Below are 23,093 nucleotides of genomic sequence, written 5' to 3'. Positions count from 1 at the left end.
AATGGCTTCGGCAAGACCAGAGAAGGGTTGGTCGCGGCACGTGCGAGACGCAGGACGTGTCCAGCTTCCCAGCCGCAGCGAGTTCGGACAAGGTCGCGACCGCCCCGATTCCAGACTGATCCCTCCAAGGAATGCATGCACGATTGCTCGCAGCAGGGTGCTGGCATTGGCGCATGGGCCCGGAAATCGGAATCGATTTCGGAAACGTTAGGGTGTCCTTTGCGTGCAGGAATGGTCGCGCGACCCTGCAGCGGCACGGGTGCTCCCATCCGTAGCGGGAGCGGCCGGCGTCATGCCCTGCCGACGCAGGGGTACGACGCCCTATCGCACAAGATAGGCCCCCACCGCACCGATGCCACGCAGATCGAGCGAGCACCGCGGCTCCAGTGCCCAGGGGCTTTGAAGGGCGCGCCTGGTCGATTCCGAGATCTGCATGCGACCGGCGACACCCTGCGATTCGAGGCGGCTCGCAATATTCACGGTCTCTCCCCACACGTCGTAAACGAAACGATGCCGGCCGATCAGCCCCGCCACGACAGGTCCCGAATGGATGCCGACGCGGATCCGAAAAGGTTCGACATCGGGCGGCATGTTCCGCAACGAATCCAGCATGGATTTGCCAAGTGCCACGATCCTGTCGGCGTGGTCCGATGCGGGCTCGGGGACTCCGCAGGCGGCCATATAGGCATCCCCGATCGTCTTGATCTTCTCCACGCGATGTTCCTGCGCGAGCAGGTCAAACTTGCTGAACATGCCATCCAGGCGGTCGACCAGCTCGGATGGTTGCAATCTCGCCGCGATGGCCGAGAAGCCTACGATATCGGCAAACAGGATCGAAACCTCCTCGAAGCGATCGGCGATGACCTCCTCGCCGTCCTGTAAGCGGCTGACGACCTGGCCTGGCAGGATCGCGTGAAGAAGCAAGTCGGCACGTCGTTTCTCCGCTTCGATCTGCAGCAGGTAGCGGCGTTCGCGGTCGAGCCAGCGCTTCTTTTCGAGGGTGGAGTTGATGCGGGCGCGAAGCAGGACGGGATTGAACGGTTTCGTCAGGTAGTCGTCGGCCCCCGCCTCGATGCAGCGGGCCACCGCCGCGACCTCGCTCAGGCCCGAAATCATGATCACCGGAATGTGCCGCCATCGACTGTCCGCCTTGAGCCGCGAGAGCAGTTCGATGCCGTTGATGTCGGGCATCAATATGTCGAGCAGGATCAGGTCGAACTCGTCCTCAGCCAGCCGCGCGAGCGCGGAGATGCCGGAATCTGCGGTGGCGGTCCGGTGGCCTTCGCGCCGCAGCCGGCGGGAGAGAATATCCCGATTGCTGGCGACGTCATCGACGACCAGAATCCTGCCGCCCCGTTCGGGCATAGCCTGGTGCTCGGACCTGAATAGTACCCGTTCGAGTTGCGCGGCATCTATCCTGGTCTGATCTGTGGGCTGAATCGTCTCGATGGCCTCCCCTCGCGAGAGTCCCGCGATGGCGTCGACATGTTTCAGAAGCTCGGCGGCCGCCGCGAGCATCTCGCAGAGATCCTCCTTCAGCGTGTGCCGGTCACCCGCGTCCTCGAGCATCATTTCCGAATAGCCGATGATGGCATTGAGTGGCGTGCGCAGATCGTGCCGAATCCTCGCCTCCGCTTCGGCTCCCTCTCCCTCCTGCCTTTCGACCTTGCCGTCGACCAAGTGATCCACAAGCCCGTTCAGCTGCCTGGCAGCTTCCCCGATCCGCTCGAGGTCGGTCAGCATGTGGGTCAGACCGAAATCCCGCGCCTGCTCGGTGAGCAATTCCTGGAACCCGAGGATTGCTCGCGCGGGGCCGGCCAGCCGCTGCGCCACGTGGGCGGCGATGGCATTGCGCTGGAATTCGTTCCCGGCACTCATTGTGGCCCGGCTGCGCTCAGCGTTCCGCGGCGAGCAGATGCTCGATCTTCTGGACCAGCCGCGACAAGTCGACCGGCTTGCTGTCATAGTCGTCGCAACCGGCTTCGAGCGCCATGTCCCGATCGCTCGCCATCGCATGCGCGGTGAGCGCGACGACCGGAATGGCTGATGTAGCCGGATCGGTCTTGATCCGCCGGGTCGCTTCCCAACCATCCATTACAGGCAAGCTCATGTCCATGAGGATCAGATCCGGCTTCTCGGAGATGGCAAGCTCCACGCCGGCCTTTCCATTGTCCGCAATCAGCACTTCGAAGCCGCGACGGGACAATCGCCGTGAAAGCATGTCCCGGTTCATCTCGTTATCTTCCACCAGAAGGATTTTCGTCATTCCTGGTTTCCTTCGGTCATTCCTTCAGTCCCCGGCGACAGCCACTTCGGCCGATTCACGCGATGTGATCTGGCGCTCGAGGGCTTCGACCAGCTGGGACCTGCTGTTAGCGCCCTTCGTCACCACGGCGACGGCCCGATCGCGCAGCCAACGCAGCTCTTTTGCCGAGAGATCCTTGGACGTGACCACCACGACCGGGATATTCCGCAGCTTCGGAGTTCTCTGTATCTGGCTGAGCGTCTGGAAGCCATCCATTTCAGGCATGAGGAGATCGAGCAGGACCAGGCGCGGAAGAAGCTGCTTCATCAGTTCCAGGCCGCGCACGCCGTCGCCCGCCTCGTGGACCGTCCAGTTCCTCTTCACCAGAAAGCGACGAAGGAACTCGCGGGAAGCGCGATCATCGTCAACGACCAGCACGTCGCGCTTGCCTCCGCCGCAAGCCTCGATCGTGCGGATCAGCTTGTCGGTGTCAATGGGCTTGGTCAGATATTCGACCGCGCCGAGCGAGAGGCCGAGGTCGCGATCGGCCAGGATCGTCGCAAGGATCACGGGAATGGTGCACAGTTCGGGATCGCTCTTCAGCGTTCGCAACACCGACCAGCCGTCCTGATGCGGCATGATGATGTCGAGAACGATCGCGGCCGGCCGATGTGTGCGGGCGGCAGCTATTCCCTCCGCTCCACTTGCCGCCTCCATCGAGGCAAGTCCCGCTTCCGCAAGGGCTTTCGCGATGATGCTGCGGGCGGCAGGCTCGTCGTCGATGATGAGGACAGCACGATCCGGCCGAATGATCGGCGTCGGCGCGGCAGCAGGAAGGTTTTCGGTCTCCTCGTTGCGTTCCGCCGGAACGTCCGCAGGAACTTCCATTGTGAAGATCGAGCCTTTTCCGACTTCACTCTCGACCGTCACGACGCCGCCTATCATGCGGCAGAAGCTGCGGGTGATGCTCAAGCCCAGTCCGGTCCCGCCATAGTTCCGCGTTGTGGAAGCATCGGCCTGCGTGAAGGCATTGAAAAGCCTGTCCTGCTGCTCCGGCGTCATGCCGATCCCCGTGTCGGCCACCTGGAAGACGAGCCAGTCGCCATCCGCCCGTCTTTCGCGGCGCACCGCGAGGGTTATCCGACCGCTTTCGGTGAACTTGGCCGCATTGCTGAGCAGGTTGAACAAGTTCTGGCGCAGTTTGGTCTGGTCCGAATACATCGTCCCAAGGTCACCCTGAAGGTCCTGCACGAACTCGTTCCGGTTCTTCGCCATCAGCGGCGAGACGGTGAGCTTCACATCGCTGAGCAGTTCGGCGACGTCGAAGGATTCGAGGAAGATCTCCATCTTGTTCGCTTCAATCTTCGAGAGATCGAGGATGTCGTTGATGAGCGACAGGAGATGCCGTCCGGCGGACGCTATCTTCTCGATATCGGGGACAAGCTGGTCATCTTCCTGGTCGCGCGCCTCCTCGATCAGCATTTCGCTGTATCCGATGATCGCGTTGAGTGGCGTGCGCAACTCGTGGCTCATCGAGGCGAGGAAGCGGCTTTTGGCCGCGCTGGCGGATTCGGCGTCGCTCTTGGCCTGCTCGAGTTCGACCTGCCTCTCCTTCAGTTCCGTAATGTCGGTGTAGACGGCGACCGTCCCCCCGTCAGGGGGCTTGCGCTTGGTGATGCGGACCCATTTGTCGCCAAACTGCTTCTCTTCGGCCATGCCTGCGGGGTCGGCGTGGAGGCGCAGGCGTTCGCGGATATATTCCTTCGGTGATTTGCCGTTGAGGTCCACCCGCCCTTTCGCCACATCCTGCTCCAGGATCTCCCGGAAGCTCTTGCCGTGCAGCGCTTCCTGCTTGCGGCTTGGGAAGATCTCGCAATATTTGCTGTTGGCGATCAGGATTCTGTCGTCCCGATCATAGAGGACGAAGCCGTCGGATATCGCCTCGAGCGCAGCGGCGATCGTGCGTCTCTGTCGCTCGGCTTCGTCTTCGAGCCTTTTCTTTTCGAGCACACTCTGTTTGAAGAGCGAGAGCGTTCTGGCCATTGCCCCGAATTCGTCGCCGCCCTCTTCATTGATCTCGACATCGTATCTGCCGGACGTCAGCTCTCCGATCACCCGATTCAGGCGCCGCAGCGGAGCGATGATCGAGTGGAGGACGAGAAGGGTCAGGAGCGACCCGATCAAGACCACTGCGGTTACCAGGACGGCTGCGGCCGTGGCCGTCCTCTGGGTCTCCGCGACAACCTCGTTTCGGGCAGCCTCGGCCCGAGCCTTCACCAGTTCGACCAGCCTGTTGAGATCGGCATCGACATTGGCACTGTGGGTGCGTGCCCTTGCCAGCAAGGTGTTGCCTATGATGCGATTGTCCTGGGTATAGCTGTCGGTCGCCTGCAGCGCCGTTTCGACATAGGCGTCGACCTCTCTTCGGATCTTCTCGACCGCCTCGGGCGAATGCTCGGCAAGGTGTTCAAGCTGTGTTTCCAGCCGTTCGCGGGCCCGCCCGGCATTGCGCTGAGAATTCATCAGCAGGCTGACGGAGAGATCCGTCAGCCAGTATCTCAGGTCTCCGAAGGCAACATGGGCCGCGGCTGCCGATGCGGCGCGGTCGAACAACTCCCTGGTTTCATCCATGCGGTCGGCGCTGCGATAGAGCGCCTGGGTGAGGAATACGGAGGACAGGACAAGACTGATCAAGCCCGCGGCGGTCAGCGCTGCCACACGTGCCGCGATCGGCAGATTTGCGAGACGGCCGGCGAACCTTCTGACCGGCGCCGAAACGGCCTCAATCGGCCGCAACTGCCGGTCGAGCGCGCTCATTCGAACAACACGATGCTGATCGCACCGCCCAGATCACCCGCGTTGCCCCCCTCTTTCGGATAGCCGGTGACGTCGATTTCTCCCTTTGGCATGCCGTGGCAGGAAAGGCAGGACTCCGTATAATATTCGGGAAACAGCATCCGGAACGCGGCGCGGCCATTCACATCGGTCGTTTCCGTGTAGGTATCTCCCTTCGGTCGCTGCGGATCCGTGAACACTTGCTCGATGACACGTGTCTCCCACGCGTCCGGGAGCGACTTGCGGTTGCGCACCAGGACCTCCGGCGCGGTCACACGGACGATAGCCTCATTCCCTACTTTCTCGGCGAATTTCTCGTTCATCAACCGCGCGAAAACGGCCGGGACAAAACCTTTGAACCCAATGCCGGGGCGGTTGATGTCCTGCTGCTGCTGATCGACGACCTCACGCATGGCCTCGATCTGCGCTTGAACCAGCCTGCGGTCTCGTTCCGACAGGTCATCGGACATCAGTTCGTGGCCGGTGACCTTGGCATAGTGCGTTATCGCCTCCGCCGTGAAGCGCTCACCGTCGAGATGCTTGTCCCCTATGGCAGGATCATTGATGAGCGACTGGTAATTTGAAAGGACGCTTCGGGCAGACCTGAGCAAGTCCGCGAGCCGTGTTCCAGTGGCAATGTCGGCCGGCTCGTCAGCAGCCGAAGGTAAAAGGATGATACAACCAAATAGAACTGCAAGGCTGCAATTTCGCGCGAGAGCTGCAAGAACTTCCATTGTTCTTTCCCTCTGGCAGGGAAGCACAAGGCGGAAAGATAGCACAGGAAGACAAACGGCAGTAGCCATCTTTGGGCGATGCAGGGCAGCGAACCGGGATTGGCCGGGCCATGAAAACCCCCGGCCATGCGCGACCTGGCAAGTTGACCGCTATCGGTCACCCTGCACTCCTGCCCGATTTCAATCAGGACATTGTGGCTTGCCTTTCGGATCCGCCGCGTCATCCATTTGCATGACGAGCCCTCTCCTAATTCGGGGCCTGTGAGACGAGCGAGAAGCCGATCGACTTCGGCCTTTGCGCCTGGCCGCCGAAGGTGGTCCTGTCCGAAGCCGGCCGTGCTTTTCTAACGGAACTGGTCGCAGCGGCCAGGACAACCCTCGACATCGCCGGCATATACGATTTCTCCATCGAGACAGACTGCACCAACAATCGGAGCGCCGCTCTGCACACCGGGGATTTCGATCGAAGCACCGTCCAGCGCGCCGTACAGCCATTTTTCAGCTGTCGACCTGTCGGGAGCTTCCACCGAAAAAGCTGAACTCAGCTTCGCATCGAAGGTAAATTTGGCCATGTCAGGCTTCACCACGACCATCATGGCCGTACTCCCGATCGCGCGATCTCATTCCAATCTCCCTGGCCAGCCGGTCGCATCGAGCATTCCGCCGTGCCGAACCGCGGCCGAGCACGATCAGGCTGTCTCGATGTTCTCAATGGACCGGGGCTTCCGCGGTCCAACGCATATCTCCCGAAAAGCGAGCCGCGGTTTCGGGATAAGGACATGCGCAAAATCAAGTATCTAAAGCGGGTCGCGTGAATGCTTTTTACGTGACATGCCCCGAGGCAACGGCAGTGGCGGCCAAGCGCAACTCTTTGGCGCACAAAAGCAAATGGAAACGCGCGGACGCCGATGAACCCCAGCAGCGGGAAGAAGGTCAGGCTGGTGCGGCCCGTGCTTCCCGCCGATGCTGGGATGGGCTCTTGCCGGTCCATCGACGGCAGGCATGGCTGAAAGAGCTGGCTTGATGAAAACCCAGCAGCCATGCGATCTGCGACGCTTGGAGGTTTTCTCCGAGATAGCGCAAGGCAAGATCGCGCCTCAGGTCATCCAGGATCGAACGGAAGCTCAATCCTTCTGCAGCCAGGCGCCGAGCAAAGGTCCGTTCGCTCAAACCTACCTTGCCGGCGACGGTCTTCGAATCGGCTTCGGCATGCGGCAGAAGCGGGGCGATGGCGTTCTCTACGGTTGTCCGAAAGGGGCTGAGATTGGATGAGCGGGCCGCCATGGCTTCCTCGCACATCGTCACCATGAGCCGGTTCAGAAACGGATCGTCCCCTGCCAGCGGAAGGTCAAACGACGCGGCGTCGAAACTGATCTCGTCCGCACATGCGCCAAACTGCACGTCGCATCCCAGTGCGCGCCGAGTTCCACGCAGGTCGCCCGACCGATGGTGGATGAAACTTGCGGCCGTCGGTACGAGCTCTCGGCCGACGAGGTGCCGGCTCAGCCGCAGGAGCACCAGGATCGCAAACTCCATGAAATGGCTGTCTCGATGCCGAGGGGCCCCGGTGTACGACAAGCGGACGCAGCCGGCGACACCCCGTTCAATCTGGACGACCAGCGCCTCGTTGCCGATCCGAGAATATCGTTGGAGCCGCGCCAGTGCGTCACCGAGTCGGTGAGACGACGACGCCACATAGTACAGCATGCCTGCTTCACGCAGATCAAAATCGCGAGCCAGCGTGAGGCCGACCCAGTCATCCCTGGTGGCGCGAGACACCTGCGCCAGGAACTCCATCTGCGAGATGACGTCTATGCGCGTGGCGCCAGCCACGTCGAACCGAGACAAGCCGCATCGATCAAGCAGGGGTTCCGGATCGATCCCGAGCCGTCGGAGATGGTCTACCCCCAGCCGGGTGGCCAAGCCCATCGCGGTCGGGGCGGCCGCCAGCCGTTCGAGTTGCGATTTGGCCTTCTCGGTCACCGGCCCCCTCAACCTCCAGACCCCGTTTCAGACTATTATCGACTGGCGGCAGCCAAACGCAACTATTTGGCATGTACAAACAAGACAGACCAGCACTGACTGGATAGTTGACCATTGGCAAGGCCCGGCGTCGCAATACAGGAGCCTATCTTGGCGTTCGCCGACGCACATATTCGCTTGAACATCCCGACCGGAATGAACTTCCCAACTCCGCACCAGCCGACTGACAGCCGCCTCGTGACCGGCAATACGGCCAACGACTATTGAGGTAACACACAGATCCATGTTTCCGGAGTTGGAACGGCTGGCTGACGCAAGACGGCACTGCACCGGCGAGCAGGTGCAGATCGCCAATTTGTCGCGCCGAACCTGACTCTGGCCTACCCGGATTTCCAGATCATCTGAAAGACACAGGTCGGTGAGGTAGGCACAAGTCCCGCCCACCGAGGTGCCGCCGTCGAAGCTGTTCCTTGCAGCGGGTCAGGCAACGAGCCCGGCAATGGCTTGGCGGCGGCACCACTTTCCTAGGATCGCGGCCCAGCATTTCTCAGCGCACCGCTACTGAAATATTGCGGCTTCACCGGAAGCCCGCAGTAGCGATGGTTTGCCGACAATTTGATCGACTTGAGATTATGACGGCGTAACTGTTGAGGATATTGGTACGCCCAAGGGGAATCGAACCCCTGTTTGCGCCGTGAGAGGGCGCCGTCCTGACCGCTAGACGATGGGCGCGGGAGCCGCTTCATAGATTGGGCTTCCGCAAAAAGCAACAGGCTTCCGGCAACTTTGTCGCGCGGCCGGGATATCCGGCGACGCCGTCACCGCCGCGGCTCGATCAGATCCCAGAGATTGCCGGCAATATCCTGGAAAACCGCGACCGTGCCATAGGCCTCCTCGCGAGGCTCCTCGCGGAAGGCGACGCCCTTGGCCAGCATGGCCTGGTGGTCGCGGCGGAAATCGTCCGTCTCCAGGAACAGGAAGACGCGCCCGCCGGTCTGATCGCCGATTCGCGACGCCTGATGCTGGTTTGCAGCCTCGGCCAGCAGAAGCCGGGCGCCGCTCGCGCCGTCAGGCGTCACCGTCACCCAGCGCTTGCCGCCACCGAGGTCGACGTCCTGTTCCAGTACGAACCCCAGCTTGTCCGAGTACCAGGCGATCGCCTCGTCATAGTCGCGCACGACCACGGCAACGGTGGCGACGGAACGTGAAGGCGCCGCGTTCACTGCGCCTTCACCGTCAGCCGGCCGATCAGGCGGCGCTCGGCGAGGTCGAAGAGGAATATCGCCTGGCTGCCGTCGGCCAGTTCGGTGAGCAGCGTGATGCGGTTGCCGAAGAGCGACTGCGACACGACTTTCGTGCCGGCCGGAAGGACGATGTCGGCCTCGATCGCCGCGCCGCCGGCAGGCGCCGGGATCTCGGAAAGCTGCCGTGCCTCCTCGGCAGGCCCTGACGTGCGCGATTTGTAGACAATCGCCAGCGCCACCGCCATAAGGGCCAGGAAAAGCAGGCCGAGATTGATGCCGACGAAGCGGATGAGCTTTCGCCTGACGCGCTCGACCGCCGGGTCGAGCGGCTTCTCATCGTTTTCGTCGTCGAATGCCGGTCTGGCCATGATCCCCTTTGCCCGGAAATGAAAGATGCGAGACCCTGATAACGAAGAGGACGGCCGATTGAAAGTACTGGAAACCGGGCCGGAGGCGGCGGCTTCCCGGCTCGATCAGTGGCTGGCCTCAGCGCTCGGCCCGGACATCTCGCGAAACCGTGTCCAGGCGCTGATCCGGGAAGGCGCCGTCAGCGTCGCCGGCAAGCTTGTGACGGAGCCGAAGCGAAAGCTCGCCGCCGGCGAGCGGGTGGTGATCGACCTGCCGGAGCCGGAAGCGCCCGAACCGCAGGCCGAGGACATCCCGCTCGACATTCTCTTCGAGGACGATTCCCTCATCGTCATAAGCAAGCCCGCGGGCCTTGTCGTCCATCCAGGCGCGGGCAACTGGACCGGCACCCTCGTCAACGCGCTGATCCACCATTGCGGCGACAGCCTTTCGGGCATCGGCGGCGTCAGGCGGCCCGGCATCGTGCACCGCCTCGACAAGGACACGACCGGCGTCATGGTGGCCGCCAAGACCGACCAGGCCCACCGTGCCCTTTCGGAAGCCTTCGCCGATCACGGCGTGACCGGCGATCTCGAGCGCGCCTATGTCGCTCTCGTCTGGGGCGCTCCGGCGCGCATGACGGGAACGATCGACGCGCCGCTCGGCCGCGCCGCCGACAGAATGCGGCGCGCCGTGGTTCCGGCCGGCCGCGACGGTGCCCGCCACGCGATCACGCATTTCGAGGTCAAGGAGCGTTTCGGCAGGGAACCCGAGCCGATCGCCTCTCTCGTCGAATGCCGGCTGGAAACAGGCCGCACCCACCAGATCCGGGTGCATATGGCCCATATCGGCCATCCGCTTGTCGGCGACCGCGACTATGGCCAGGCCTTCCGAACCAAGGCGAACCGCCTGCCGGAACCGCTGCGGGGCGAGGTCAAGGCCTTTCCGCGCCAGGCGCTTCATGCCTGGCTCCTTGAATTCCGGCATCCGAAAACCCATATGACGATGCGGTTCGAGGCGCCGCTGCCAGGGGATTTCAAGGCGCTCATATCCGGCTTCCAAAAGCTCTGAACTTTTGTTGAAGAAAGTTGACTCGCACCGTTCAGTTCGGCGTGACACACTGTTTTGCGTTGAACAAAATGGTGGATTTTCTCGTTTTGTTCCTGTATGAACCGGTTGGCGTGGTCGATGCCCGTTGCATGCCACGCCTTATGCCCGCCGATTTTCGGGGGCAGTCTCCCAGAGGAAGGAGGGTGCTTTATGGCCCAGTCATTGCCCAGTATCGTTTCCGGTGAAGGCGGCCTCGCCCGCTATCTCGAGGAAATCCGCCGCTTTCCGATGCTCCAGCCGCAGGAAGAGTACATGCTCGCCAAGCGGTATCAGGAGCATCAGGACACCAATGCGGCCCACAAGCTGGTCACCAGCCATCTGCGGCTCGTCGCCAAGATCGCGATGGGTTATCGCGGCTACGGCTTGCCGATCGGCGAGGTCATCTCCGAAGGCAATGTCGGACTGATGCAGGCCGTGAAGAAGTTCGAGCCCGAGCGGGGTTTCCGCCTGGCCACCTATGCGATGTGGTGGATCAAGGCCTCGATCCAGGAATACATCCTGCGTTCGTGGAGCCTCGTGAAGATGGGCACCACCGCCAATCAGAAGCGTCTGTTCTTCAACCTGCGCAAGGTGAAGGGCAAGATCCAGGCGCTCGACGAGGGCGACCTGAAGCCCGAGCAGATCGCCGAGATCGCGACCCGGCTCAACGTCACCGAAGAGGAAGTCGTGTCGATGAACCGGCGCCTTTCGGGCGATGCCTCGCTCAATGCGCCGATCCGCGCGACCGAGGGCGAGTCAGGCGAGTGGCAGGATTGGCTGGTGGACGACCACGACAGCCAGGAAGAAATGCTGATCGAGCAGGACGAACTGGAAAACCGCCGGTCCATGCTGGCCGGCGCCATGTCGGTGCTCAACGATCGCGAACGGCGCATCTTCGAGGCGCGCCGCCTCGCCGAGGAGCCGATGACGCTCGAGGAACTGTCGGCCGAGTTCGACATCAGCCGGGAGCGTGTTCGCCAGATCGAGGTCCGTGCGTTCGAGAAGGTGCAGGATGCGGTGAAGGCCGCCGCCAAGCGGCAGGCCCAGGCGCTGCGCACCATCGAGGCGCAGCCGGCCACGTAGCGCCGGCGGCAGCCGGCAATATCTGTCGAGTGTTCCGGACCGCCGCTTTCAAGCGGCGGTCTTTTTGCGCTCAAGGCCCGCCCTCACCTTGAAGCCATGCCGGGTCGTCCATGCCGACGGTGCAATCCGCGAAGATGCGCGCGCGGCCGATCCCACGGCAGGCCCCCCTCAGCGTCTCCTCCGCATGGCTGAGCGGGGCATAGAGTACCTTCCTGATGGGTTTCCTCCCCTCTACTCGCGCGCGCCTTCCCGCAGTTTCTGCGCATAGACATTGATGACGAGCGCGGCCAAGAGGATGAGGCCGCGGATCAGGATCTTCAGGAAGCTGTCGATCTCGATATGGTCGAGCCCGTTGTTGAGCACGCCGAGCACCAGGAGGCCGATGATGGTGTTGCCGATGCCGCCGCGCCCGCCGAACAGGCTGGTGCCGCCCACCACGACGGCAGCGATGGCGTCGAGCAGGAACGTGTCGAACTGGTTCTGCTGCGCCGACCCGAAATAGGCGACGCCGATCATCCCGGCGATGCCGGCGCACATGGCGGAGATGACCATCACCGAGGCGATGATCATCTTGACGTTGACGCCGGAATATTCCGCCGCCTCGCGGTTGCCGCCAACCATGTAGACGTAACGGCCGAAGCGCGTGTAGGTCAGCACCAGATGCGCCACCAGCATGAACAGCAGGCAGATCACGATCGACCATTTGATGCCGAAGATCGTGCCCGAGCCCAGCGTGGTGATCAGGTCGGGATAGTTGTAGGCGATCTGGCCGCGAACCAGCATGGCCGAGATGCCGTTGGCGATCTGCATCATGGCGAGCGTCATGATGAAGGAGGGAATCCCCACTGCCGTCACGCCGAATGCATTGACCAGGCCGAGCGCAAGGCAACTCGCCAGCGTCAGGATGATGGCGAACACGCCGTTGAGCGGGATATTGGCGATGTTCACATAGTCCGGCTGCAGGGTGAAATAGGCGACCGTGATGCCGATCGCATTGGCGATCGCGGCGACGGACAGGTCGATCTCGGCGGTCAGGATGACGAAGGTCAGACCGACCGCGATGATGCCGGTGATCGAGGCCTGCGACAGGATGTTCATCATGTTGTCGACGGTGCGGAAGCTGGGCGCCTGGATCGAGAAGAAGATCACCAGGACGATCAGCGTGAAGACCGGCGCGATGTTGCGCATCTGCTCCGCCAGGAAACGCTTCAGCTCGAAGGGCCGGGCAGTGTCGGTCACCGTGCTCATCCAATGCTCCCTAGCCTGAATTTCTCACACTCGATGTAGCCTGCGTTGCTTTTTCGGTGAGGCAGATATGGCGCCGGGGGCGAAGCAGCGTGTAGAGACACACGGTCGAGCCTCCCGACGCCGTAGGTGCCGGCCGAAAGGCAACCCGGAGGGAAGCCGACAGGGTGCGTCGCCGCGCTGGCCTGATGGCACCGCATCGCGCGTCGCACGGCTCCTGCCCTGTCGGCTTCTTGAGCCGGCGCAGGCCACATCCAGTGTGAGTAATCCAGGCTGAGCGATCATGCCGCATCGAGCAGATCCGCCTTTTCGATGCGTCCTTGCGTGAATTCGCGCGCGACGACGCCGCGCTTCAGCACCGTCACGCGGTCGGCCAGCGTCAGGATGGTCTCCGGCTCTGTCGACAGCACCAGCACGGCGACGCCGCGGTCGCGCAGCGATCTGACGATGCGGATCACGTCCTCCTTGGCGCCAACATCCATGCCGCGTGTCGGCTCCGACAGGATCAGCACCTTCGGCAACTCGGTCAGCCACTTGGCCAGGGCGACCTTCTGCTGGTTACCGCCCGAGAGATTTCCCAGAGCGATGTCGGGGCGCGGCGGCCGGATCTGCAGGTCCTTGATGTGGCCTTCGGTGATGACGCGTTCGCGGCGCGGGCGCAGAAGGATGCGGTGGATGCGCCCCAGAATGGCGATGGTGACGTTCTTGAACACCTGCTCCGTGCGGAACAGCATCATGTTTCGGTTCTCCGGCAGGTAGGCGATGCCCGCGCGCCGCGCCGAGGCCGTGTTGCGGAACTGGACCGGACGCCCCTCGAGCGCAAGCCGTCCGTCGCTGAGCCGCCCCTTGCCGAACAGGACGCGCGCCAGCTCGACTTGGCCGCAACCCATGAAACCGTAGATGCCGGTGATCTCGCCGCCGCGCAGCTTCAGCGAGACGTCCCGGATCATCGCGCCGTCGCTGAGCCCCACGGCCTCCAGTACCACGGGACGTGCGTCGTCGCCGCTGAGCTCGGCATGCTCGCCCATATGCATATCGGCCGAACCGCGGCCGATCATATGCGAGATGACGGCATCCTTGGTCAGCCGGGCGGTCTCCTCGGTGATCACCTTGCGGCCGTTGCGGAACACGGTAACGCGGTTGGAGATCGCCAGGACGTCGTCGAGGAAATGCGAGATGAAGACGATGGTACGACCCTGCTCCCTGAGGCGCCGCAGCACATCGAACAGCCGCGAGACCTCCGGCGGCGACAGCGCCGAGGTCGGCTCGTCGAGGATGATCACCTTCGCGCCGGAGAACAGCACGCGAGACAGTTCGATGAGTTGCTGGATACCGACCGGCAGGCTGCCCATGCGGGTCATCGGATCGATATCAAGTCCGAGACTGGCAAGCTGCCGCTTGGCTTCCCGCCTCATCCGCCCCCAGTCGACGACACTGCCGGCGAGCAATGGCTGCACGCCGAGGAACACGTTCTCGGCGACCGTCAGGTCAGGAACGATCGACAGTTCCTGATGGACCATGCCGATGCCTGCGGCGAGAGCATCGCGCGGCGAGCGGAAATGCACGGTTGATCCTGCCACGCGCATCTCGCCCTCGAAGCCGTGATAGACCCCGGCGATCAGCTTCATCATGGTCGACTTGCCGGCGCCGTTCTCGCCGACCAGCCCATGGATCTCGCCTTCGGCCAGCGAAAAGTCGACATCGCGCAAGGCATGCACGCCGCCGAATGTCTTGGACACGCCGATCATCTCGAGGAGCGGCGCGCCCGTGGCGGAAGGCGAGGACCCATCCGGGCCCTCGACCTCGATCGGGATGGTCTCAGACAAGGAACTTGCCGGTCACATCAGGAAGTTCTTCTGCAGCCAGAGGTTTCCCGGCGCTGTGTCCTTGGTGATGACCGGACCGTCGGCGAGCATGTATTTCGGCGTGTCCTTGGCCTGGTCGCCGCCCGCCACGGCAGCCACACCCGCCGCTACCGCCCAGCCGTGAATGCGGCAGGAGGGGTTACGCACGGTCGCGAGCATGGTGCCGTCGAGGACTGCATGCACGGCCGGCGGCATGGCGTCGACACCGCCGATCACGATGCCGGTCCGGTTCTTCGCCTTCATCACATTGTGCGCGGCGAGCGCCATGTCGTCATTGTGGAAGAAGCCGGCGGTGATATCGGGATATTTGGTCAGCAGCGATTCCCAGATGCGGGCGACCTTGGTCACGTCCCAGTCGGCCGGCTGCTCGTCCAGCACCTTCACGTCGGGATAGTTGGCGACGACCTGCTTGAAGCCCTTGGCCCGGCCTTGCGCGCCTGTGTGGCCAAGCGCGCCCTGCGTCATGACGATGGTGCCCTTGCCGCCGATCGACTTCATGATCTGCTCGGTGACGACACTGCCCATCATGACATTGTCGGGCGCGATGAATGTGTGCAGCGCGAGTTGCCCTTCCGGCGCCATCATCGTGTCCATGGCGATGACGGGCGTTCCGGCGTCGATGACCTTCTTGATCGGATCGTTGAGCGTGCCGATACCGAAGGTCTGCAGCGCCACGAAATCCCACTTCTGGGTCGCGAGGTTGTCCACCGCCGCACGCTGCTTGGTGGCGGACAATTCGCCGTCGAACCAGGTGATCTCGACATTCATCAGCTTGCCCCAGGCCTCCGCGGCCTGTTTGCCCTGGGCGCACCATGTCGCCTGGAGCCCGGCATTGCCCATCGCCGCCTTGAGCGGCTTGCCCGAAGGTTTCAGTTCCTGCGCAATCGCCGGATCGAAACCGGCCGCGCCCAGCATTGCACCGGCGAGCGCGGTCGCTCCGATCGCCTTGAAAATGTCGCGACGTGTTCTGGATTCCTCGATAAGGTCGTCAAGCACTGCCGTCCTCCCTAGCCCGGCAAGCCTGTGCCGGATCGCGTTTCCTTCCCATGCGCCGGCAACCTTGCTGGGAGGAGCTCTCCTCTCGCCTCCCAACGACAGTTCTCCAGCCGCGCAGACGATAGGGTTGAAAACACATCCGCGTCAACACGACGGTTGCGAGGACGGAAAGTACAAGTTGTGGAGATTCTATCCGGTCCCCGGTTCATCTCGCGAGCCGGTGCAGCTTCGGACGAAGCAACACTTTCGCCCTTCGCGCGGTTCTCGTTCGACGGGATCGACTGGTCCGGGGCACCGAGAACGTGCCCGCGTCCGCCTTCATTTGAAAGTTCCTGCTGAACTTGACCGCTTGCCGCGCGCCCGCTCGAGCCGGCACTCGAGAGCGTCCACGAGGAGTGTCGGACGGAGCGGAACGGCCTGGATCCCAAGCCGATCCGACCCTTCCATGACCCCTTATCCAGCGCTGGCCGTCTGCCAGGCCTTCAGGGCGTCGTCGAACACTTTCTCGCCGGGGATGCCCTTTTCCATGGTGATCAATGCGCGGCGGCCCGACTTGTAGATGACGGGAACGTCGATCCACTTTTCCCGACGCAGCAACGTGAGATTGGCGTCCATCTCGGCCTTGGAATCATTGAGCGCCACCAGGAAGAAGCCGTCGGCGATCTTGGCCGGGATGCCGATCAGCGGGCTGCCGGCGGCCTCTTCCGTGCCCTTGAGAGCGAAGCGCAGGATGTTGTCGATGCCACCGCCTTCGAAATTTTCCGGCGTCAGGAAGATCAGCTCGATAATGTGGCTCGCCGGCAAGGTCTGATCCGCATTGCGGCGGATCGTCATGCGCAACTGCAGGTCCTTGCCCGGGATTGTCGCTTCACCCCGGATCGCCGGCTCCGGCGGGAGATCGTTGCCGGGAGATTCCTGCACCACCGACCACACGACCTGGCCGGATTCAGCCGATCCTTGCGCGGAATTGGTGCGTTCCTCATAGAAGATGGCTTTCTGACCGACGGCCACCTGGGCGACCGGCGGCGTGGCCGCACCTGGCGCGGTTGCGCCGGGCGCGCCGGCCACGGGCGGGGTCGCGGCATCGGCGGGCGCCTGGGCTCCATCCGCAGGCGCCGGCGTCGCGCCGGCGGGCGGCATCGCGTCATCGGTGGCGGCCGTCCCCTGGTTCTCCGGCGTCGCCGGAGGCGGAGCAAGGGTGGTCTGGCCCGCGGCAGGCGGCGTCGTCGCGGACGCCACCGAAGTCCCTTCGCCGACCCCGGCTTCGCCGCCAGCCGGACCGGCATCGGTCTCGCTGCCGTCGGCATTGAGCCGCTGCGTGAATTTCGGAGCTTCCGGCGCGGCCGATGATGGCGAGGAAGGTTGCGAGGCCGGCTTCTCCGGCGGTGTCAGCGTCCCCGTGGGCGGCGCTCCGGGCTCGGATTCGGGCTCCGTCGAAGCGAGTTGGTCACGGCCGAACTTGACCAGATCCGTGAGCCGGTCCTTGTTCAGCCAGGCGGCATATCCGCCGCCGGCAAGTGCCGTGAGCACGACGGCCGCGGCAAGGAGCTTGCCGTAGCCGCGCCGACGCCGTGGCGCCTCCAGCTCCGCTCCGTCTTCCGGCTCCTGGCCGTCGTCGAAGCTCCTGTCGTCCACATCAGGGGCGGTATCGAATTCTCCGGCCTGCGGACGCGCGGTCTCCTGTCGGGCAAGCGGCGGGATCTCGGCGTGCGGCGTCTGGACCGTCGGCTTCTGGGCGATCGGCGTGACAGGCTCCGCCGCCGTGCCCTCCGCGGACGGCTTTGGCATTTCGGGCGCCGGCTTCGCCGGCTCGACTGCCGGTTTGTGTGCATCCGCAGCAGGTTTGGGCGTGGTCATCGGCCACGGCTTGGGGTCGGGTTCCTTCCTGGGCGACGGCAGCGGCGGCGATTCGGCCGGCTTGGCCTTCAGCGAGGCGAAAACATTCTCCAGTTCGGCGAGCGGGTCGGACTGCTCGGTCACACGAGGCGGCGGCGGAGAGAAGCTCGCCTCGATCTCTGCGATCGCATCCTCCAGGGTCTTCTTCTGCCGTTCCGCGACAGCGGCCGGCGGCGGCGGGTTCAACGCCGCAAGCTTGTTGGCGACGGTCGCCCGCGCCTTCTCGTAGACCCTGCGACGCATCTCCGGCGTAGTCTCACCCAGGCCGTCGATCGTCTTTCTCAGAACCGCAACGAAATCTGCCATGCCTTGCTTTCCTGTACCCTGTCGCGCCGGTCCGCGGAAACCGAAGCACTAGGGGTGGGCAAAATTAGTCTTGAAACGGATCGGTCACAAGTATCGTGTCGTCCCGCTCGGGGCTGGTGGAAAGCAGCGCCACCGGCGCACCGATCAGTTCCTCGACATGCCGCACATACTTCACGGCCTGTGCCGGGAGGTCGTTCCAGCTGCGCGCGCCTTGCGTCGTGCCTTTCCAGCCTTCCAACGTCTCGTAGATCGGCTCGACCCTTGCCTGCGCACCCTGGCTCGCCGGGAGATAGTCGATGATCTCCCCGTCCAGCCGGTAGGCCGTGCACACCTTGATCTCGTCGAGCCCGTCTAGCACGTCGAGCTTGGTCAGCGCGATGCCGTTGATGCCGTTCGCCGCCACCGCCTGGCGAACAAGCACCGCATCGAACCACCCGCAACGACGCTTACGCCCTGTAACTGTGCCGAATTCATGGCCGCGCGTACCGAGGAACTCGCCAACCTCGTTGTCCTGCTCGGTCGGGAACGGTCCTTCGCCCACTCGCGTGGTGTATGCCTTGGTGATCCCCAGGACATAGCCGATGGCGCCCGGGCCGACGCCGGAACCGGCCGCCGCCTGCCCGGCGACGGTGTTCGACGACGTCACATAGGGATAGGTGCCGTGATCGATGTCGAGCAGCGTGCCCTGCGCACCTTCGAACAGGATTCGCGCGCCGGCGCGCCGCTTGTCGTCGAGGACCTTCCAGGTACGGTCCATGAAAGGAAGGATCTCGGAAGCCACCGACGTCAGCTCCTTCATGATGTCGGCATGCGCGGCCTCCGCGTGGCCAAGGCCGCGGCGCAGCGCATTATGATGGGTCAGGAGCCGTTCGACCTTGACGGGCAGCGTCTCCGGATCGGCCAGATCCATGACCCTCACCGCGCGGCGGCCGACCTTGTCCTCGTAGGCCGGACCGATCCCACGGCGCGTGGTACCGATCTTCGTGCCGGAGTTGGATGCGGCATCCTCGCGGAAGCCGTCGAGTTCGCGGTGCAGGGACAGGATAAGCGCCGTGTTCTCGGCAATCTTGAGGCTGTCGGGCGAAATGCCGACGCCAAGCGCCTTGAGCTTGCCCAGTTCCGACACAAAGGCATGCGGATCGAAGACGACGCCATTGCCGATGATCGAAAGCTTGCCCTCGCGCACGACGCCGGAAGGAAGCAGCGACAGCTTGTAGACCTTGCCGTCGACGACCAGCGTATGACCGGCATTGTGGCCGCCCTGGAAACGCACGACGACATCGGCCCGCTCCGACAGCCAGTCGACGATCTTGCCCTTGCCTTCGTCGCCCCACTGGGAGCCGACGACCACCACATTGGCCATTTTGCCTTCCTTCCATACGACGCGACGCGCCGGCGCCGCCGAAATGACAGGCCTCTATACCGTCAAGGATTCGCGAGCGCGACCTTTCTTTGCCTACAACTGCGAGCACAGGCACAATAATTTCCGACGGGGCGGTCCATCTACTCGCGACGGGGCGCACTTTGCCGTCGGCTCTGTCGTAAACCCGGAACGGGATCGGTATTGCTGAAGCGCGACACTGGCAGCGGTCAAACGCAACCGTGCGGCGCGCAACCGGCACCAGGCGGTGCGGGCAAGACATGACCTGCGCTGATGGCACGTCGAGCACCGCGGGCGCCTCATTGAACTCCGTAGCCTTGTCATCAAGTCCGGCATCGTGGGCCTACCAGCGATGATCGCGCCACCATCCTCGGCGCGCTCATCTGGATGGCCGAAAGGCTCAAGGCCTACAGGTCCGCACGCTCTGGCGAATGGGGAACAGGCGTTCGAGGAAGAGCGGAAGGGAGAAATTCCTGCCGCCTCGATGGCAGATACTGCGCCGCCACAGGGGCGCGTAGTAGGCTGAGGCCTGTTCGCTCCGTTTCTGGAGTGGCGTCGCATTTTGTGGTCACATGGACCTCAGGGGAGGAACGTGCTTAGTGATAACAACAGGTGCGACGCCGCTAAGAGTGCTTGACGCAATCGCATTCGACACCGAGACGACGGGGCTCGATCCGGCAAAGGATCGAATCGTTCAGATCGGCGCAGTTGCGATCCGGCGAGGCGCTGTCGATCAGGACATGAGCCTGGAATCACTGGTCAATCCCGGCGTACCGATCCCGTCTGCCTCGACTGCGGTGCACCACATCACCGATGCGATGGTGGAGGATGCTCCTTCATTCGTCGGCGCTTGGGGCCGGCTCGCCGGTTTTGCCGCTGGCCGCATCCTGATCGGCTACTCGATAGGCTTCGATCTCGCCATCATCGCGAGTGAAGCGACGCGCGCTGGCCTGGATTGGAGGAAGCCCCGCTCACTCTGCGTGCGATTGCTCGCAGCGGCAGTCAATCCGCGTCTGCCAGACCACTCGTTGGAGACGATCGCGAGCTGGCTTGGTGTAGCTATCGGTGTCCGGCACCAGGCGCTGGCCGACGCGCGTGCCGCCGCTGACATCTTTGTGGCGCTGCTGCCGCACCTGGCCCGCCGCGGTATCGGCACCCTGGCGGAAGCAGAACGGGCATGCCTCGACCAGACCGGGCAATTGGAGAGCCACCTTCGCTCCGGCTGGATGGAGCCGGCTTCGCGGCCCGAGACCTTCAGATCGTTCGTCGCTGTCGATCCCTATGCCTACCGTCATCACGTCTCCGAACTGATGAGCCAGCCACCCGTGGTCGTAAGATCGCAGACGAGCGTGCGGGAGGCCATGGCGGTGATGTTGTCGCGCCGCATCAGCTCATTGTTCGTGTCCGAAAACGGCATGCCCGGTGCGGCTCGCGAAGATTATGGCATCGTGACCGAGCGCGACCTCATGAGGCACTTGTCGGAGGGCGGGGGGAGTGCATTCGCAGCTTCCGTCGCAGAAATTGCATCACGCCCCTTGATCTCCATCCGGGCGGCTGCGTTCGCCTATCGCGCGATAGGCCGGATGGCGCGGCTAAACATTCGCCATCTCGCCGTTTGCGACGAGGCAGGGCACCTGGTAGGTGCGGTTTCCGCTCGAGATCTGCTCAAACTCAGGGCGAGCGCCGCAATTAACCTGAGTGATGCGATCGAAGAGGCTTCCTCGACGGACGACCTGGCGGCAGCCTGGACCTCACTTCCCTGGGTCGCTCAGTCGCTGATTGCCGAAGAAGTCGAAGCGCCGCTTATCGCCGAGGTCATCAGCGAGGAGCTGCGCGCCATGACGCACCGCGCCACAGTCCTTGCGGAACTGGCGATGGCCGCCGACGGCAAGGGGGCGCCACCCTGCGCCTATGCCGTTCTCGTTCTGGGGTCCGGCGGAAGGGGCGAGAGCCTGTTGGCTGCCGACCAGGACAACGCGATTGTCTTTGCCGAAGGGCAGCCGGAAGGCCAAGAGGACTGCTGGTTCGCAGAGCTCGGCGAGAGGATTGCTGCCACGCTCGACACTTCAGGCATAGCTTTGTGCAACGGCGGCGTCATGGCAAGAAATGCAGAGTGGCGCGGCTCGCTTGACACCTGGAAACAGCGTATCGCCGGCTGGGTCCGCCGCTCCCGTCCCGAGGACCTGCTCAATGTCGACATCTTCTTCGATTTGCAGGCGGTTCACGGCGACCGCGCGCTCGCTGCGCAACTCCACGAGCATGCGTTCGCGGTCGCGCACGGGCAGGTCGCTTTCGTAAAAGCCCTCGGCGAGCGCGCTGCGACGCCAGTCAATCCGTTTTCGTTGCTGGGCCGCTTCCGGGTCGAGCACGGCCGCATCGACCTCAAGCGCCACGGGCTGTTTCCCGCCGTTGTCTTTGCGCGCGCATTGTCCATCCGTCATGAAATCGTCGCGCTTTCGACTCGTGATCGCCTTGCCGGCCTGGCCGCGAAGAAAATAGGACCGGTTGCCGAACTCAGGCGCGTCGCCAGCGCGCATGCGCGTATACAAAAATACATACTGCGCCAACAGTGCCGCGACATCCTTGCCGGCGTTCCGGTCTCTAACCGCGTCGAAATCTCGACGCTCCCCGACGAGGAACAGGCCGAACTCAGAACTGCCTTGAAAAATGTTCAGCTAGTACCAGACCTGGTGCGCGCAACGATGTTCGATTGAGCGGAGATCTTCATTGCTGGATCGTATGGAGCAGGCGACCTGCTTCTGCGACAGCCAGTCGACGATCTTGCCGTCGTCGCCGGGGCAGCCCATTTACGCGCGGCACCGGGCACTTTAGACCGGCTCGTGTCGTAAACCCGGAACGGGATCGGCATATCTGAGACTCGCCGCCGGATCGCCTCATGCATCACCGCCCCGCCTATGTCCTGCTCCTGGCCACCATGCTCTTCTGGGGCGGCAATGCGGTCGCCGGCAAACTCGCCGTCGGTCACGTCTCGCCCATGCTTCTCACGACCGCCCGGTGGGGCCTGGCCTGCATCGTGCTCGTCGCCATGTGCTGGCGGCAACTGGACGCCGACTGGCCGATCATCCGCAAGCGCCTTGTCTTCCTGGCGTTGCTCGGCACCGCGGGCTTCTCCGTCTTCAACGTGGCGCTCTATTCGGCCGTGGTCTACACCTCCGCGATCAATGTCAGCATCGAGCAGGCAGGCATGCCGGCGCTGATCTTCCTCGCCAATTTCGTTCTGTTCCGCCAGCGCGCCACCGCAGCGCAGCTTGCCGGCCTCGTCATCTCCATGGTCGGCATCGCGCTCACTGCGAGCCACGGCGACCTGACGAGACTGCTGGAACTGGACGTGAACTTCGGCGACGCGCTGATGCTGCTTGCCGTAATCGTCTATGCCGGATACACGGTCGCGCTGCGCTTCAAGCCGCTGGTCCACTGGCAAAGCCTGATGATCGTCATGACGGGGGCCGCCTTCCTCGGCTCGCTTCCCTTCCTCGCCGGAGAATTCGCGCTCGGCGCCGCGATCCTTCCCGATACCTTGGGATGGCTCGTCATCGCATACACCGTGATCTTCCCGTCGATCCTGGCTCAGGTCTTCTACATCAGGGGCGTCGAGCTGATCGGCGCCAACCGTGCGGGCCTGTTCATCAACCTTCTGCCGATCTTCGGTACCCTGCTGTCGATCGCCATCCTCGGCGAGACCTTCCATCTCTATCACGCCTTGGCCCTGGTTGCGGTGCTCGGCGGCATCTGGCTGGCGGAGCACAGCGGTCGCAAGATGAAGTGATCCGATCCCGCAAGACTGGTGAAGGATCGTTTCATCCTATCCGGATGTGCTAAGATGCG

General features: G+C 63.4%; 17 protein-coding genes and 1 tRNA gene. 4 read left to right on the top strand and 14 right to left on the bottom strand.

Features of this window, described 5'->3' with window-relative positions:
• Positions 1-321: 321 nt before the first annotated feature.
• The 9 genes from JN302_RS11385 to JN302_RS11345 all read right to left on the bottom strand — a co-directional run bounded on the left by JN302_RS11385 (position 322) and on the right by JN302_RS11345 (position 9,409).
• Complete coding sequence (locus JN302_RS11385; protein ID WP_202312204.1) at positions 322-1,878, bottom strand: adenylate/guanylate cyclase domain-containing protein; 1,557 nt, start codon at positions 1,876-1,878, stop codon at positions 322-324.
• 16 nt (positions 1,879-1,894) lie between these two features.
• Positions 1,895-2,266: a response regulator gene (locus tag JN302_RS11380; protein WP_202312202.1), complete on the bottom strand. Its 372-nt coding sequence runs from the start codon at positions 2,264-2,266 to the stop codon at positions 1,895-1,897.
• A gap of 24 nt (positions 2,267-2,290) precedes the next feature.
• On the bottom strand, positions 2,291-5,062 hold the full coding sequence (locus tag JN302_RS11375; protein WP_202332921.1) for a response regulator: 2,772 nt from the start codon (positions 5,060-5,062) through the stop codon (positions 2,291-2,293).
• Positions 5,059-5,814, bottom strand: a complete 756-nt coding sequence (locus tag JN302_RS11370) for a Tll0287-like domain-containing protein (protein ID WP_202332920.1) — start codon at positions 5,812-5,814, stop codon at positions 5,059-5,061. Before JN302_RS11370 ends, JN302_RS11375 begins: the two co-directional genes overlap by 4 nt.
• Positions 5,815-6,158: 344 nt before the next feature.
• Positions 6,159-6,410 (bottom strand): hypothetical protein, encoded by a 252-nt coding sequence (locus JN302_RS11365; RefSeq protein ID WP_202332919.1) that lies wholly within the window; start codon positions 6,408-6,410, stop codon positions 6,159-6,161.
• A 337-nt stretch (positions 6,411-6,747) separates the two neighbouring features.
• On the bottom strand, positions 6,748-7,797 hold the full coding sequence (locus tag JN302_RS11360) for an AraC family transcriptional regulator (protein WP_202312194.1): 1,050 nt from the start codon (positions 7,795-7,797) through the stop codon (positions 6,748-6,750).
• A gap of 657 nt (positions 7,798-8,454) precedes the next feature.
• Positions 8,455-8,529 (bottom strand) — tRNA-Glu (locus tag JN302_RS11355).
• A gap of 86 nt (positions 8,530-8,615) precedes the next feature.
• Positions 8,616-9,020, bottom strand: coding sequence for a VOC family protein (locus JN302_RS11350; protein ID WP_202312192.1), 405 nt, complete (start codon positions 9,018-9,020; stop codon positions 8,616-8,618).
• The gene (locus JN302_RS11345; protein WP_202312190.1) at positions 9,017-9,409 is read right to left on the bottom strand and encodes a fimbrial protein; all 393 of its coding nucleotides are present in this window, start codon (positions 9,407-9,409) and stop codon (positions 9,017-9,019) included. The genes JN302_RS11350 and JN302_RS11345 overlap by 4 nt, the downstream gene beginning before the upstream one ends.
• Before the next feature lie 25 nt (positions 9,410-9,434).
• Between JN302_RS11345 and JN302_RS11340 the strand changes: the two genes are divergently transcribed.
• Together JN302_RS11340 and rpoH are read left to right on the top strand one after the other, a co-directional pair.
• Positions 9,435-10,457, top strand: a complete 1,023-nt coding sequence (locus JN302_RS11340) for an RluA family pseudouridine synthase (RefSeq protein ID WP_202312188.1) — start codon at positions 9,435-9,437, stop codon at positions 10,455-10,457.
• A gap of 189 nt (positions 10,458-10,646) precedes the next feature.
• Positions 10,647-11,558: an RNA polymerase sigma factor RpoH gene (rpoH, locus tag JN302_RS11335; RefSeq protein ID WP_202332918.1), complete on the top strand. Its 912-nt coding sequence runs from the start codon at positions 10,647-10,649 to the stop codon at positions 11,556-11,558.
• Positions 11,559-11,789: 231 nt separating this feature from the next.
• Here rpoH and JN302_RS11330 read toward each other — a convergent pair whose 3' ends face one another.
• The 5 genes from JN302_RS11330 to JN302_RS11310 form a co-directional block, all read right to left on the bottom strand.
• Positions 11,790-12,806, bottom strand: a complete 1,017-nt coding sequence (locus JN302_RS11330) for an ABC transporter permease (RefSeq protein ID WP_202332917.1) — start codon at positions 12,804-12,806, stop codon at positions 11,790-11,792.
• Between the two features lie 278 nt (positions 12,807-13,084).
• The gene (locus tag JN302_RS11325; protein WP_202334257.1) at positions 13,085-14,551 is read right to left on the bottom strand and encodes a sugar ABC transporter ATP-binding protein; all 1,467 of its coding nucleotides are present in this window, start codon (positions 14,549-14,551) and stop codon (positions 13,085-13,087) included.
• Positions 14,552-14,641: 90 nt separating this feature from the next.
• Positions 14,642-15,664, bottom strand: coding sequence for a sugar ABC transporter substrate-binding protein (locus JN302_RS11320; RefSeq protein ID WP_244743213.1), 1,023 nt, complete (start codon positions 15,662-15,664; stop codon positions 14,642-14,644).
• A 453-nt stretch (positions 15,665-16,117) separates the two neighbouring features.
• A complete protein-coding gene (locus JN302_RS11315; protein WP_202332916.1) occupies positions 16,118-17,866 on the bottom strand; it encodes a hypothetical protein in 1,749 nt (582 codons plus the stop codon).
• A gap of 64 nt (positions 17,867-17,930) precedes the next feature.
• Complete coding sequence (locus tag JN302_RS11310; protein WP_202312180.1) at positions 17,931-19,229, bottom strand: adenylosuccinate synthase; 1,299 nt, start codon at positions 19,227-19,229, stop codon at positions 17,931-17,933.
• 647 nt (positions 19,230-19,876) lie between these two features.
• Between JN302_RS11310 and JN302_RS11300 the strand changes: the two genes are divergently transcribed.
• Together JN302_RS11300 and JN302_RS11295 are read left to right on the top strand one after the other, a co-directional pair.
• Complete coding sequence (locus JN302_RS11300; RefSeq protein WP_244846289.1) at positions 19,877-21,961, top strand: DUF294 nucleotidyltransferase-like domain-containing protein; 2,085 nt, start codon at positions 19,877-19,879, stop codon at positions 21,959-21,961.
• 182 nt (positions 21,962-22,143) lie between these two features.
• Positions 22,144-23,034 carry a DMT family transporter gene (locus JN302_RS11295; protein WP_202312176.1) on the top strand — a complete coding sequence of 297 codons (891 nt, stop codon included), beginning with the start codon at positions 22,144-22,146 and terminating at the stop codon, positions 23,032-23,034.
• The last annotated feature ends 59 nt before the right edge of the window (positions 23,035-23,093 follow it).

It is taken from the genome of Mesorhizobium sp. L-8-3, assembly GCF_016756615.1.
Lineage (GTDB): Bacteria > Pseudomonadota > Alphaproteobacteria > Rhizobiales > Rhizobiaceae.
The sequence above is the reverse complement of the archived record's forward strand: the minus strand, read 5'-3'. Positions and strand labels throughout refer to the sequence as shown.

Coding starts and splice junctions, on each gene's coding strand:
- JN302_RS11325 (WP_202334257.1), bottom strand. CDS start 14,551: ATGATCGGCGTGTCCAAGACATTCGGCGGCGTGCATGCCTTGCGCGAT.
- JN302_RS11340 (WP_202312188.1), top strand. CDS start 9,435: ATGCGAGACCCTGATAACGAAGAGGACGGCCGATTGAAAGTACTGGAA.
- JN302_RS11295 (WP_202312176.1), top strand. CDS start 22,144: ATGCATCACCGCCCCGCCTATGTCCTGCTCCTGGCCACCATGCTCTTC.
- JN302_RS11315 (WP_202332916.1), bottom strand. CDS start 17,866: ATGGCAGATTTCGTTGCGGTTCTGAGAAAGACGATCGACGGCCTGGGT.
- JN302_RS11370 (WP_202332920.1), bottom strand. CDS start 5,814: ATGGAAGTTCTTGCAGCTCTCGCGCGAAATTGCAGCCTTGCAGTTCTA.
- JN302_RS11310 (WP_202312180.1), bottom strand. CDS start 19,229: ATGGCCAATGTGGTGGTCGTCGGCTCCCAGTGGGGCGACGAAGGCAAG.
- JN302_RS11330 (WP_202332917.1), bottom strand. CDS start 12,806: ATGAGCACGGTGACCGACACTGCCCGGCCCTTCGAGCTGAAGCGTTTC.
- JN302_RS11380 (WP_202312202.1), bottom strand. CDS start 2,266: ATGACGAAAATCCTTCTGGTGGAAGATAACGAGATGAACCGGGACATG.
- JN302_RS11375 (WP_202332921.1), bottom strand. CDS start 5,062: ATGAGCGCGCTCGACCGGCAGTTGCGGCCGATTGAGGCCGTTTCGGCG.
- JN302_RS11385 (WP_202312204.1), bottom strand. CDS start 1,878: ATGAGTGCCGGGAACGAATTCCAGCGCAATGCCATCGCCGCCCACGTG.
- JN302_RS11345 (WP_202312190.1), bottom strand. CDS start 9,409: ATGGCCAGACCGGCATTCGACGACGAAAACGATGAGAAGCCGCTCGAC.
- rpoH (WP_202332918.1), top strand. CDS start 10,647: ATGGCCCAGTCATTGCCCAGTATCGTTTCCGGTGAAGGCGGCCTCGCC.
- JN302_RS11365 (WP_202332919.1), bottom strand. CDS start 6,410: ATGATGGTCGTGGTGAAGCCTGACATGGCCAAATTTACCTTCGATGCG.